This is a genomic window from Exiguobacterium sp. UBA7533 (assembly GCF_002479335.1).
Classification (GTDB): domain Bacteria; phylum Bacillota; class Bacilli; order Exiguobacteriales; family Exiguobacteriaceae; genus Exiguobacterium_A.
Genome location: NZ_DLMP01000011.1, coordinates 169,336 through 182,609, shown reverse-complemented (window position 1 = coordinate 182,609; position 13,274 = coordinate 169,336). Strand labels below are relative to the sequence as shown.

Sequence of the window (13,274 nt, the reverse complement as noted above, 5' to 3'; positions counted from 1 at the left end):
ATGTCCGGATAATGGAGATTAGCGAACTTTACGGAAAATTTACATGAAAATGAGGGTTTACATGATGGAAACGCGATCCGCACGAAAGAGACAGCCAAGTGCTGGCAAGATGTTCATGAAAGTCGTCGCTGCACTCGTCCTGCTCGTCACAATCATCGGTTCTGGTTATGCTGGAGCTGTTTTTATCAAAACGCAAGAAACATTGGCAAAGACGCAGATTAAGATTCCCGGCTCAAAAGTGAGCTCTAAATATGATGATGTTCCGTCTGAATCATTCTTGATTCTCGGAACGGATGAAACGAAAAAAAGCAAGGAACGTCATGAACCAGCTCGTTCAGACGTCATGATCGTCGGAATTTTGAACAAAAAGACGGAACAATTAGTGTTGACGAGTATCCCACGTGATTCACTCGTGAACATCGATTATTCGAAATATGACATCCCGTACGGCAAGACAGCTGTTGAGCAAGATAAGATCACACATGCCCTTTACTTCGGTTCGATGGATAAATCGAATTCCTACAACGGCATTAAATTAGCACGTGAAACGACAGAAAACCTACTCGGGATTCAAATCGATCACGTCATCAAAGTTAATTTCCAAGGATTCGTTCAATTGATTGATGCATTAGATGGTGTCAATATCGATGTACGGTATGCGTTTAAAGAACAAGATTCAAAACGTAAAGCGGGTACCATCACCGTTGATAAAGGAAAGCAACATTTGACGGGGGAACAGGCACTGGCCTATGTCCGGAACCGTCATGATGATCCGCTCGGTGATATCGGTCGCGGACAAAAACAGATGCAAGTCATTCAAGCGGTCGCAAAAGAAGCGGCAAGTTTCCGTTCGCTCAGTGCATACCGTGATATTTTGGATGCCGTGGGTGATAATGTTGAAACAAACTTAGGACCGAATGATTACACACGCTTAGCAGATTTCACTGCAGCACTCCGTGACACAACGGAGTATCAGCTCGCTGGAGAAGGCTATATCGGCATTAGCGGGAAATGGGAATACCACCTCGATCCGAATCAACTGGAACAAGTGAAGAGCAACTTAGCGAAAGCGATGCAAGGTCAAGAAGTCAAGCCGATCGCAGATGAAACGGATGCTGTACAAGATACGACAGAACAAGCACCAGAGACAGAAACGATCCCTGCGCAGTAATCTATACACGAAAACCCCTCGAATCACCGTCACAGTACGGCGGTTCGAGGGGTTTTTCAACGTTGGCGTTCCATTTCGACAGTGAAGGTATATCGATCTCCTCGGTAAGCAGAGATGACGTATTCAAACGGTTGTTCCGTCGCGAGATACGTCAGTTGCTCGACGGATAAGACAGGCGAAGCGGTCGACAAGCCAAGGTGACTCGCTTCTTCCTTTGTCGCGAGACGTGATTCAAACGTTTGACTCGCACGTCCGAGGTTTAATCCACTCGCTTCAGCAAATGCATAAAGTGATGCGGTCGCGACGTCTTGATCGAGTCCAGGCAGGAGTTGCTCTGGGATGTAGACAGTCTCAAGAGCAAGAGCTTGCTCATCAGCAATACGTAAACGCTTCAATTCATATACGGATGCGCCTTCACGAATCCGGAGCTTATTTGCGATCGTCATCGACGCGTCGATGATTTGATAGGAGAGGAGCGCACTCGTCGGTTCTAGTCCAAGATGTTCCATCTCTTCCGAGAAACTCGTCAAACCGGAAAGTTGCATGACGATTTTTTTATTCGCGACGAATGTTCCTCGTCCTTTTTGACGAATCAAGTAACCAGCGTTGACCAAGTTTGAAATGGCTTGACGAACCGTCATTCGGCTAATTTGGTGGGCCTCGGCGAATTCGCGCTCGGACGGAATCAAGTCTCCAGGTTGAAGGACGCCGCTTTCGATTTGTTGTTTTAAGGCAGCTTCAATTTGATAGTAAATGGGGAGTGGTGAATTTTTATTGATGTGCTGAATCACGGCATTTCGTCCCTTCGCGATCGGTAGTCTTTCGTCTAGTGTACTAGGAAAAAGGCAAGCCGACAAACGGTTCTGGATGAAATATGGCATAATACAGAGTGAAACTGACAGAGAAAGGTGGTCGAGGCATGCGCCCCGAACAAATAGAATCCGATGTCCGAACCTTTCAGACATCCCTTCGTGCGACAAAACAAGTAGACGGCTATTGGGTTGCTTTAGAGAAAAGTTACTTTTATCCGGAGAGCGGTGGACAGCCAGCGGATCGTGGAACATTGAACAACCAACCTGTCCTTGACGTTCAAATCGAAGACGGTGTCGTCTGGCATCAACTGGCGAATCCGCTCACAGGAGACGTCACCGGGATCATAGATGATGCAGTCCGAATTGATCATGCGGCGCAACATACGGCACAACACGTCATCTCTGCGATCTTACACGATGAATCGAACATCAAAACGCTTAGTTTTCGGACGGGAAGTGAGGTTTCGACGCTTGATATCGAGACACCTGAATGGACAACTATTCAACAAGAACAGCTGGATCGACGATTACGACATGTGATTGAACAAGGATTACCGATCACGGCGACTGAATATGACGAGGAGGAAGTCCTACGTCTACCATTACGAAAAACACCACAAGTCGAAGGACGAATTCGTGTCGTTCAAATCGGCACACTTGATTATAGTGCCTGTGGTGGGACGCATCTCGATTCGACGGCACAGCTCGAGTTGATTCTCTTTACTGGGGTCGAACGGATTCGTGGGAACATTCGTCTATCCTATGTCGCAAAGGAACGGGCATACCAACTTGTTCAGTCAGAACGTCACGCCTTGAGGGAAGCGGCGCAAGCTTTGTCAGTCAAGCCGGTTCAAATGCTAGAAGCCGTTCAAGCGTTACAAGAAGAACAGAAACGCTTAACGAAACAGGTCGAACACGCCCAGGAACAACTTGCAACATTCACGCTCGCTCAAGCTTTAGAACAACAAGAAGGTATTCTGATGTTTGAACATCTGAATGAAGAAATCAAAGCATCCGAGCAACTCGCTAAAGCGATCCAAGAAGCGGGACGCGTCGGCGTCGTCTGGAATGGGACGACAAACAAGTTACTGATGAGTAGTCCAGGGGAACCCCATCTCGGGAAGTTCGCTAAAGCGCATGTCCAAGCATTCAATGGACGAGGTGGAGGAAGTGCGGTTCAGGCACAAGCACAATTTACGAATCGGGATGATGCGATGGCATATGTCGATCGATTACGGGAGGAATATCAGTTATGACAGTCATTCAAGTACGTACAGCAGAACAACATCAAGCCGTTCGGATGATCCGGGAGCGTGTCTTCGTCGAGGAACAAGGCGTACCACGTCATCTTGAATACGATACACATGATGAAACAGCGATTCATCTGCTTGTCCTCGATGAACAGAGTCGACCGGTTGCAACGGGTCGCACACGACCATATGACGACCAACGGATGAAGGTGGAGCGTGTGGCGACGCTGTCGACAGCCCGAGGAAAAGGATACGGTGGTGAGTTGATGCAGGCGATGGAACGTATCGCGCGACGTGAAGGAAAACAACTGCTGACACTCGGTGCACAAGTCCAAGCCATCCCGTTTTATCAAGGTCTTGGTTATACGATCGTCTCCGATGAATTCGACGATGCGGGCATTCCACACCGGACGATGGAGAAGAAAATGTAAGTTATTTTGAAAGAAATCCTGCAAAAAGGGTTTCTTTTTTTTGTTTTCTATGTATATATATAATTCATAATGAATTTTTATACAGACAAATGAATTAAAAACCAGGAGGGAATTATACATGTCAAAACAAAAATTAATCTTAGCGTACTCTGGGGGACTCGATACATCAGTAGCCATCAAATGGTTGAGCAAGGACTATGATGTCATTGCCTTATGCATGGATGTCGGAGAAGGAAAAGATTTATCCGTCATCAAGGAAAAAGCACTCCTCGTCGGTGCGATCGAATCAATCGTTCTCGATGTCAAAGAAGAATTCGCACAAGACTTTGTCTTGCCAGCACTTCAATATGGCGCCCATTACGAAAATGCCTATCCGTTGATCTCAGCGCTTTCGCGTCCGTTGATCGCAGAAAAACTCGTCGAAGTCGCGCATGAATATGGTGCAACGGCGGTCGCACATGGATGTACCGGAAAAGGGAATGACCAGGTCCGGTTCGAAGTTTCGGTCGCGGCACTTGATCCGTCACTCGAAGTCATCGCACCGGTTCGGGAATGGAAATGGTCACGGGAAGAAGAGATCGCCTACGCGAAAGAAAACAATGTGCCAATCCCGATCAACCTCGATAGCCCATACTCGATTGACATGAACCTTTGGGGACGGAGTAATGAATGTGGCGTCCTAGAAAATCCATGGACAGAACCACCACAAGACGCATATGCGTTGACGGTAGCACCAGAAGACGCTCCGGATCAGGCAGAAGAAGTCATTATCGGCTTTGAAGCAGGTGTTCCAGTTTCTATCAACGGGACGACGTATCCATTAGCGAAACTGATTACGGAACTGAATATCATCGCTGGAGCACATGGGGTCGGACGGATCGACCACGTCGAGAACCGTCTCGTCGGTATCAAATCGCGGGAAGTCTATGAGTGCCCAGGCGCAACTGTTTTACTCAAAGCGCACGCTGCACTCGAGACGATTACATTGACGAAGGACGTCGCGCATTTCAAACCATTACTCAGCAAACAATACGCAGAAACAATCTACAACGGTCTCTTCCATGCGCCATTGACGAAAGGCTTGAAAGCTTTCTTGACGGCAACACAACAGGACGTTACAGGAGAAGTTCGCGTTAAACTGTTCAAAGGAAATGCAACTGTTACAGGTCGTCAGTCGGCTGTCTCGCTTTATGATGAGAAACTTGCGACGTACACGAAAGAAGATGCATTCGATCATGAAGCAGCAAAAGGCTTCATCAAATTACACGGTCTTGCCGTTTCAACGCATGCGAGTGTACATCGTCAGGCGGGTGTAACGAAATGACCAAACTCTGGGGTGGACGTTTTACGGAAAGTGCTTCCGCTCAAGCGGAAGCCTTCGGAGCATCAATCACGTTCGATCAAAAATTAGCAAGCGTTGATTTGAAAGGCAGTCTCGCACATGCACAGATGTTATTTGAACAAGGGATTCTCGCTCAAGATGAGTGGACACAAATCCAGCAAGGATTAAAGCAACTCGAAGCGACGTTAAAGGACCATTCCTACACATTAGCGGACGAAGACATTCATATGAATCTTGAGCGTTTGTTGACGGAACAGATCGGTCCAGTTGCAGGGAAACTGCATACGGCACGGAGCCGAAACGATCAAGTCGCAACCGATTTACATCTATGGATGGAGCAGCATGTCGAAGCGTTGACGACGGCATTACGCGAGCTCCAATCGGTCATTACGGAACAAGCTGAGCAACATATCGAGACGGTTATGCCGGGGTATACGCATTTGCAACGGGCACAACCAATCTCGCTTGCGCATCACTTGCTCGCTTATTTCTGGATGTTCGAACGTGATGTCGAACGGTTGACGGACAATCAAAAACGAATTCGGAAATCACCACTCGGGGCAGGCGCGCTCGCGGGGACCACGTTCCCGATCGACCGTTTCCGTTCTGCCGAGTTGCTCGGTTTTGAGTCGGTCTATCCGAACAGTCTCGATGCTGTCTCCGACCGCGACTTTGTCATTGAATATCTCGGAATCGCCTCGACCGTCATGATGCATCTCTCACGTTTTTGTGAAGAAATCATCATCTGGGCGTCGCAAGAATTCGGCTTCATCGAGTTGTCTGACGCCTTCTCGACAGGCTCAAGCATGATGCCACAAAAGAAAAACCCTGATTTTGCTGAATTGATTCGTGGAAAAACAGGTCGCGTCTACGGCAACCTGATGGGCTTCTTGACGACGATGAAGGCATTACCACTCGCTTACAACAAAGACATGCAAGAGGATAAGGAAGGGGTCTTCGATACAGCAGATACCGTTCTCAAGTCCGTTCAAATCTTCACCGGAATGATTGAATCCGCGACGTTTAAGACCGAAGCGCTCAAGAAGGCGACAATGCAAGACTTCTCGAATGCAACGGAACTCGCCGACTACCTTGTAACGAAAGGCATACCGTTCCGGGAAGCGCATGAAATCGTAGGGAAAGCCGTCCTTTACTGTGTGCAGAACGGTTGTTTCCTGAAGGACTTGAATCTCGAGACGTATCAAACGTTCCATCCTGATATCACAGAAGACGTCTATCCGCTCCTCGATCCGGTTCAAGCAGTGGCACGCCGGACAAGCTACGGCGGTACAGGGTTTGCTGCCGTTTCGGAGCAACTCGAACTCGCGAAACAGCATCTTGCGAATTGACGAATTTTGAAAAAAATCAGTCAAATGACTGGATTTAACAAAAGATGTCTGCTATAACTGTAACTAACAACCGACAGATAGAGGCGCGGATGACATGAGTAGCATCATTCTTGAAGGCAAGCATGCTGAATGATGTGAAAGGGGAAGTCCGCCGAAGTGAACGAGAAGATGCTTCTTCTTATTTGCTGGTACAACGGTTAAGATCCGTTGTACTGCCGAAACCGATGTTTCGGAGCGCTATCTTACGTAAAAGAACGAATGACTTTGTCTTCGTTTGTCCGATCGTGATAACGACGGGCCGTAGGAACGCTCCTACCGGCCCGTCGTTTTTTTCTGTATCGGGACAAAGGAGATAGGATTGTGACAACTGTACTTAAATTTGGTGGAAGCTCGGTTGCGACTGTCGAACAGATTCAGTCTATTGCGAATTATTTGAAGAGTCGCGCAGCCGAAGGTGAAAAACTCGTCGTCGTCGTTTCGGCGATGGGCAAGATGACAGATTCTTTGATCGCTCAGGCGCAAGCCATCACGGATCGCCCCGAGCGAAGAGAACTCGATCGACTGCTTGCCATCGGAGAAGAACAGACGATTTCATTACTCAGCATCGCCCTCAACTCGCTCGGTGTCAAAGCGTTATCGCAAACAGGCGCTCAAGCAGGAATCAGCACGATGGGCGTGCATACGAAAAGTAAGATCAAACAGATCGATGGAGATCTGTTACGACAAAAACTCGAAACGTACGATGTCGTCATCGTCGCCGGATTCCAAGGTGTCAACGAACTTGGTGACGTGACGACACTCGGACGAGGTGGGTCGGATACAACGGCAGTTGCCCTTGCGGCAGTCCTTGATAAACGGTGCGAAATCTATACCGATGTCGACGGTGTCTATACAGCTGATCCGCGAATCCATGCCGCCGCTCAACCGATTCCACATATCTCGTATGATGAGATGATGGAAATGAGCGCCCTCGGGTCGAAGGTCATGGAAATGCGAAGTGTCGAACTAGGAAAAAAATACGGCGTACACATCTTCGTCGGGAAAACACTTGAATCGAAAAGGGGAACATGGATCATGGAAGCGACGGAAACAATGGAACAAAAAGCGGTGACGAGTGTCAGTGTCACGAAGAACGTCTTGACGGTATCAATCAAACACGTACCGCAAACGAATGCAGCAGTAGCCGATATCTTCGAACTCTTATCGAACCGTCACGTCAATATCGACATGATCAGTCAAACGACGTTCGACAGTGACATCTTCTTATCGTTCTCTTGTCCACTCGACGAGGAAGAGTTCCTCGACGAAGCATTGAAAGATATTATGGATCGCTTCACGACAGTCAAGGTCGATCGCCACGATCAGCACGCGAAGTTGTCTGTCGTCGGAATCGGGATGCGGGATGCGACAGGTGTTGCCTCAAAGTTGTTCGCGATCTTCCGAGCAGAGAACATCCCGTTCTATCAAGTCACGACATCAGAAATCAGCATCTCGTATACGATTGCACAAGCAGATATTGAACGGACGGTTGCAGCGATTGCAAACGCGTTCGAGTTATAAGGAGGAAAACAGCATGTATCATGTAGCCGTCATTGGAGCAACCGGCGCCGTCGGTCAAAAAATGTTACAAGTACTCGCAGAACTGGATTTCCCGGTCAGCCGCTTATCCGCCTATGCTTCTGCTCGTTCAGCAGGGAACACGGTACAGTTCAAAGGAGAAGACATCACGATTCAAGCGTTGACACCGAACATTACGGAAGACGGTATCGATGTCGCGCTGTTCGCAGCGGGCGGAACGATCAGTGAACAATATGCCCCTTTACTAGCTGAAAATGGAACACTCGTCGTCGATAACTCAAGTGCCTTCCGGATGCAGGAGACGATTCCACTCGTCGTACCAGAAGTTAATCCACAAGCAATTCAAGCGATGGATCGCTTAATCGCGAATCCGAACTGTTCGACGATTCAATCCGTCGTCGCCTTAGCACCGCTCCAGTCACTGGGATTCGAACGGATCAATTACACGACGTATCAGGCAGTATCGGGTTCTGGTCAAAAAGGGATCGAGGACTTGGCGCGTGGGGCGCGCGGAGAAGAACCTGTCAATTATCCGCATCCGATTCACGATAACATCTTGCCGCATATCGATGTGTTCCTTGAGAACGGCTATACGAAAGAGGAACAGAAGATGATTGATGAAACACGAAAAATCTTCAATCTTCCAGCATTGCCTGTCAGTGCGACGTGTGTCCGGGTTCCGGTCACGAACTCTCACTCGGTTGCAATCAATGTCACGTTTACACAACCGACGACGGTTGCAACAATCCGTGAAGCACTTAAAAACGCACCCGGCGTCGTCCTCGTCGATGATGTCGCGAATACACGCTATCCGATGCCACTCGATGCGAGTGGGACGGACGACGTCTACGTCGGTCGGATTCGACAAGATGATAGTCTCGCGAACACGTTCCATCTTTGGTGTGTAGCTGACAACATCCGAAAAGGTGCTGCGTCGAACGCCGTACAAGTTGCACGCCAAGCGATCGAACAGTCGATTCATTCATAAAAAAGGAGGAGTTCTTCATGTTCAAAGGAGCAGGTACAGCACTCGTCACACCATTTAATGAAGCAGGCGAGTTGGATTTACATGTATTCGAACGCTTGATCGAGCAACAACTCGCAGCAGGGATTCAGGCACTTGTCGTCGGAGGGACGACAGGAGAAGGCTCGACATTGACGAATACGGAATTCGAACAACTACTGACGACTGCCGTTCAGGTCACGGCAGGACGAGTACCCATCATTGCAGGAACGGGTTCGAACAACACGGCAGTAACGATCGAGAAAACATTACTCGCAGAACGCCTCGGTGCGGACGCAGCGATGCTTGTGACGCCTTATTACAATAAAACATCACAAGCTGGTCTCATCGCACACTTCACGGCAGTTGCTGATGCTACACAATTACCAATCATGCTGTACAACGTCCCGTCACGGACTGGTGTTGCGATTGCCGTCGAAACAGCGGTGACATTGGCACGTCATCCTCGGATCCAGGCGTTTAAAGAAGCGAGTGGAGACGTCAGCTTCATGGGTGAACTGATGGCGGCGATTCCGGAAGACTTCGCGGTCTTCTGTGGAAATGATGATCAAATCCTACCTTACATGGCATGGGGGGCACAGGGGGTTATCTCGGTTCTTTCAAATCCGTATCCAGCAGAGACACAAGCACTTGCTGAAGCGTTACTCGCGCAAGATCTCGCCACGGCCCGCCGGATTCAGGCAGACTTGTTACCAGTCATCGGTGCTTTGTTCAGTGACGTCAATCCGATTCCAGTTAAAGCATCGCTTGAAGAACTTGGCTTTGCTGTCGGTGCACCGCGCTTGCCACTCGTCCGTCAATCGGAAGTGGGTCATGCCCATTTACTTGAAACAATGCGTGCTTACAAAGGAGTGGTTCGATGAGACTCGCGTTACACGGTTATGGGGCGACAGGACAATACGTCGTCGAACTAGCAGCGCAAAGTGTCGTTGCGATCGTTGACCGGACGAAGTCATCCGATACAATCGCTTCATATGCCGAGCTGACGGAGATGTCAGAAACGGTCGATGCGATCATCGACTTCTCGCATCCGAGTTTGCTACCGGATCTACTCGCATACGGGCTGGCGACAAAGACGCCACTCGTTATCGCGACGACTGGTTTTTCTGAAGCGGAGCTTGCGTCCATCAAGAACGCTGCAAAAGAAATTCCGATCTTCCAGTCGTATAACATGTCGTATGGTATCGCAATGGTGCAGCAACTACTGAAGACACTGGTGCCACTGGCAGGGGCGTATGACATCGAATTGCTTGAGAAACATCATAATCAAAAAGTCGATGCTCCAAGTGGGACGGCCGAGTTGTTACTGCAAACGATTCAGACGGCACGTGACGTCACACCTGTGTATGACCGGTCACAGACGCGGCAAAAGCGGGAGACGAACGAGATCGGGATGCATGCGATGCGCGGTGGAACGATCTTCGGAGAACACGAAGTCTTATTCGCAGGTGTCGACGAGTTGATTGAAATCAAACATACAGCGCTATCGAAAAAAGTATTTGCTTCTGGTGCGATCAAAGCAGCTGAAGCACTCATTCAAAAAACAGCGGGACTCTATACGTTAGAGACGCTCTACACACAGGAGGATTCACATGTTACTCACTGATGCTTACGAAATTGCTAAATTCATTAAAGATGCAAAAAAACAAACACCGGTAAAACTTTATGTCAACGGCGATTTGGCGGGCTTGACGATCGAAGGTGCTACAGCGTTCGGATCAGATGAATCAAAAATTTTCTTCGCAGATGCAGGACTTGCGGCTACTTTCTTAGAAAAGTATTCAGATCGCATCACGGATGTTCATGTGGAGTATGACCGTCGCAACAGTGCGGTACCTATGCTTGATACACGTCATTTGAATGCGCGAATCGAACCAGGTTCATGGATTCGTGATCATGTCGTCATTGGTGACAACGCGGTCGTTATGATGGGTGCGATCATCAATATCGGTGCATCGATCGGAGATGGTACAATGATTGATATGAACGCTGTCGTCGGTGCACGTGGGACGATCGGGAAAAACGTTCATGTTGGCGCAGGTGCCGTGGTCGCGGGTGTCCTCGAACCACCTTCAAAAACACCTGTCATCATTGAAGACGGTGTCTTGATTGGTGCGAATGCAGTCATTCTCGAAGGCGTCAAAGTCGGTAAAGATGCCGTCGTCGCTGCCGGTAGTGTCGTCACAGAAGACGTACCTGCTGGAAGCGTCGTTGCCGGAACACCTGCACGTGTCATCAAACAGAAAGATGCGAAAACAGAAGAGAAGACGCAATTGGTGGATGATTTACGTTCACTCTGATTGACGTCGAAGAGGAGGAAAACACATGGCAGTGGATACACAGTATGGAGAAGTAATTTGGTTAGATGGAGTCTTTCATGATCCGAAAGATGCGAACACGAGCGTCATGTCACATGCGATTCACTATGGTAGTGGATTCTTTGAAGGAATTCGTGCCTACGCGACACCGGACGGACCGGCGATTTTCCAATTGAAGGAACATATTGAACGTCTTTTCCGTAGTTGCGCCTATTACCACGTCACAATTCCGTATACGGTTGATGAACTCGTCCAGGCGACGATTGATCTAGTTGCGAAAAACGGATTCGAATCTTGTTATATCCGTCCATTCGTGTTCCTCGGTACGCCATGGCAAGCATTGATGGCGAAAGATACGACAGTTCATGTCGGTATCTCTTGCTGGGAGCTTGGGGAATACTTCGATAAAGGTGCTGGCATCCGTGCCAAAGTCGCATCATACCGCCGCGTCTCATCAACGATGATGCCGATGCAAGCGAAAGCGGCTGCCAACTATATGAACTCACAACTCTTAAAAGGTGAAGCCATCCGTGATGGATTTGATGAAGCAATCGCGCTCGACATGAACGGAAACGTTAGTGAAGCGAGTGTTGCGAATCTTTTCCTTCTTAAAAACGGAACGATTCATACACCGTCACTTGATTGTTCAGTACTCGACGGTATCACACGCCAAGTCATCATCCGTTTGGCACAAGATCAAGGCTATCCTGTCGTCGAACGTCACATCGGACGCGATGAGTTATATGTCGCAGATGAGATTTTCTTAACAGGAACAGCTGCTGAAATCACGAGTGTCGGTGAAATCGATCATATCTCCATCAACGGCGGAACACGGAACGTCGCAGATGAGTTGCTCGATCTTTACCGTCAAGCCGTCACAGGTCAATTGCCGCAATATGCGGATTGGTTGACGTATGTGACACCAGCTGTCGCAGAATGACGACGCGTACACTCGTCACGATCGATCGGAAGGCGGTGCGACAGAACGTCGCATCGGTCTTCGCTCGATCACGTAAACATATTTTTGCCGTGGTCAAGAACAATGCGTACAACTTAGGCATGCTCGAGATGGTCGAAACGCTGACGGCGTCTGATGTTCAGCACTTTGCTGTCGCCGAGTTGTATGAAGCCATTGAAATCAAAACGAATTTTTCAGACAGTTATGTACTGGTGATGAATCCGACGGAGGATTTTGAAACAGCACGACGTTTCGGAATTGCACTCGGTGTCTCATCGCTAGAATGGCTCGCCCTAAACAGTAAACAGCTGCAAGGAATCGAGTTACATTTGAAGATCAACGTCGGGATGAATCGTTTTGGTGTCAGTTCGCTTCAAGAGGCGGAAGCTGTTCTTGCGCTTGCGCAAGCAGATTCGCTCGCTTTAACAGGTTTATATACACATTTTCCGCTTGCCGATGAGCCGGATGCGGATCACGATGGACAAGTCGAACGTTTCGTCGCCATTGCCGATGTGTTACGAAAGCGCCATACGTTTACGTATATGCACTCGGAAAACAGTGCGACGATCGTCAAACACGATCCGCGTCTCGCATTTTGTAATTATGTCCGCCCTGGAATCTTCTTATTCGGCTATTCACCGATTGAAAAGATGGACTGGCTCGTTCCTTCGCTCCGGATGACGACGGAGGTCGTTGAAATTCGCGAAATCGGACCGGGTGAACACGTTGGGTACGGGACGAACTTTACGAGTACAGAACCGATGCGGATTGCCATCTTACCAGTCGGCTATGGAGACGGTGTCGTCCGTGGGCGTGCCGCTCTGCCTGTTCATATTAAAGAAAAACCTTATCCGGTCATCAATAAATTATTCATGAGTCATACGTTCGTCGCTGTCGATGGGACGGTTGAGGTCGGAGACGAGGTCGTGCTATACGGGGATGGCGTTGAAATTGACGATATTACTCGGACAGGAGCAGCGAACAATTCAGAGCAGATGTGTGCCCGGTCTTGGCGTTTGACGCATCAGTATCTATAAGGAG

13 protein-coding genes and 1 riboswitch are annotated in these 13,274 nt (G+C 48.8%); of the genes, 12 read left to right on the top strand and 1 reads right to left on the bottom strand.

Annotation, left to right across the window (positions count from 1 at the left end):
* Window positions 1-61 precede the first annotated feature (61 nt).
* The gene (locus B2U10_RS12440) at window positions 62-1,171 is read left to right on the top strand and encodes an LCP family protein (protein WP_290754186.1); all 1,110 of its coding nucleotides are present in this window, start codon (window positions 62-64) and stop codon (window positions 1,169-1,171) included.
* A 56-nt stretch (window positions 1,172-1,227) separates the two neighbouring features.
* Here B2U10_RS12440 and phnF read toward each other — a convergent pair whose 3' ends face one another.
* Window positions 1,228-1,962 (bottom strand): phosphonate metabolism transcriptional regulator PhnF, encoded by a 735-nt coding sequence (phnF, locus tag B2U10_RS12435; RefSeq protein WP_081780439.1) that lies wholly within the window; start codon window positions 1,960-1,962, stop codon window positions 1,228-1,230.
* Window positions 1,963-2,090: 128 nt separating this feature from the next.
* On the opposite strand from phnF, the gene B2U10_RS12430 reads away from it, so the two are divergent.
* From B2U10_RS12430 to alr, 11 genes are all read left to right on the top strand, one after another.
* Window positions 2,091-3,239, top strand: a complete 1,149-nt coding sequence (locus B2U10_RS12430; RefSeq protein ID WP_290788075.1) for an alanyl-tRNA editing protein — start codon at window positions 2,091-2,093, stop codon at window positions 3,237-3,239.
* Window positions 3,236-3,664 carry a GNAT family N-acetyltransferase gene (locus B2U10_RS12425; protein WP_290788071.1) on the top strand — a complete coding sequence of 143 codons (429 nt, stop codon included), beginning with the start codon at window positions 3,236-3,238 and terminating at the stop codon, window positions 3,662-3,664. The genes B2U10_RS12430 and B2U10_RS12425 overlap by 4 nt, the downstream gene beginning before the upstream one ends.
* A 118-nt stretch (window positions 3,665-3,782) precedes the next feature.
* On the top strand, window positions 3,783-4,988 hold the full coding sequence (locus B2U10_RS12420; protein ID WP_035412353.1) for an argininosuccinate synthase: 1,206 nt from the start codon (window positions 3,783-3,785) through the stop codon (window positions 4,986-4,988).
* The gene (gene argH, locus B2U10_RS12415) at window positions 4,985-6,355 is read left to right on the top strand and encodes an argininosuccinate lyase (RefSeq protein WP_290788068.1); all 1,371 of its coding nucleotides are present in this window, start codon (window positions 4,985-4,987) and stop codon (window positions 6,353-6,355) included. The genes B2U10_RS12420 and argH overlap by 4 nt, the downstream gene beginning before the upstream one ends.
* A gap of 70 nt (window positions 6,356-6,425) precedes the next feature.
* A riboswitch (Lysine riboswitch) is annotated at window positions 6,426-6,603 on the top strand.
* 112 nt (window positions 6,604-6,715) lie between these two features.
* The gene (locus B2U10_RS12410) at window positions 6,716-7,915 is read left to right on the top strand and encodes an aspartate kinase (protein WP_035412361.1); all 1,200 of its coding nucleotides are present in this window, start codon (window positions 6,716-6,718) and stop codon (window positions 7,913-7,915) included.
* Window positions 7,916-7,928: 13 nt separating this feature from the next.
* The gene (locus tag B2U10_RS12405) at window positions 7,929-8,921 is read left to right on the top strand and encodes an aspartate-semialdehyde dehydrogenase (protein WP_290754166.1); all 993 of its coding nucleotides are present in this window, start codon (window positions 7,929-7,931) and stop codon (window positions 8,919-8,921) included.
* A gap of 17 nt (window positions 8,922-8,938) precedes the next feature.
* Complete coding sequence (dapA, locus tag B2U10_RS12400) at window positions 8,939-9,820, top strand: 4-hydroxy-tetrahydrodipicolinate synthase (RefSeq protein WP_035412367.1); 882 nt, start codon at window positions 8,939-8,941, stop codon at window positions 9,818-9,820.
* Window positions 9,817-10,563 (top strand): 4-hydroxy-tetrahydrodipicolinate reductase, encoded by a 747-nt coding sequence (dapB, locus tag B2U10_RS12395; RefSeq protein WP_056063458.1) that lies wholly within the window; start codon window positions 9,817-9,819, stop codon window positions 10,561-10,563. Before dapA ends, dapB begins: the two co-directional genes overlap by 4 nt.
* Window positions 10,550-11,257 (top strand): 2,3,4,5-tetrahydropyridine-2,6-dicarboxylate N-acetyltransferase, encoded by a 708-nt coding sequence (gene dapD, locus B2U10_RS12390; protein ID WP_029340774.1) that lies wholly within the window; start codon window positions 10,550-10,552, stop codon window positions 11,255-11,257. The genes dapB and dapD overlap by 14 nt, the downstream gene beginning before the upstream one ends.
* A gap of 25 nt (window positions 11,258-11,282) precedes the next feature.
* Window positions 11,283-12,215 (top strand): branched-chain amino acid transaminase, encoded by a 933-nt coding sequence (locus tag B2U10_RS12385; RefSeq protein ID WP_290788064.1) that lies wholly within the window; start codon window positions 11,283-11,285, stop codon window positions 12,213-12,215.
* On the top strand, window positions 12,212-13,270 hold the full coding sequence (gene alr / locus B2U10_RS12380) for an alanine racemase (protein WP_290788061.1): 1,059 nt from the start codon (window positions 12,212-12,214) through the stop codon (window positions 13,268-13,270). Before B2U10_RS12385 ends, alr begins: the two co-directional genes overlap by 4 nt.
* Window positions 13,271-13,274: the final 4 nt, after the last annotated feature.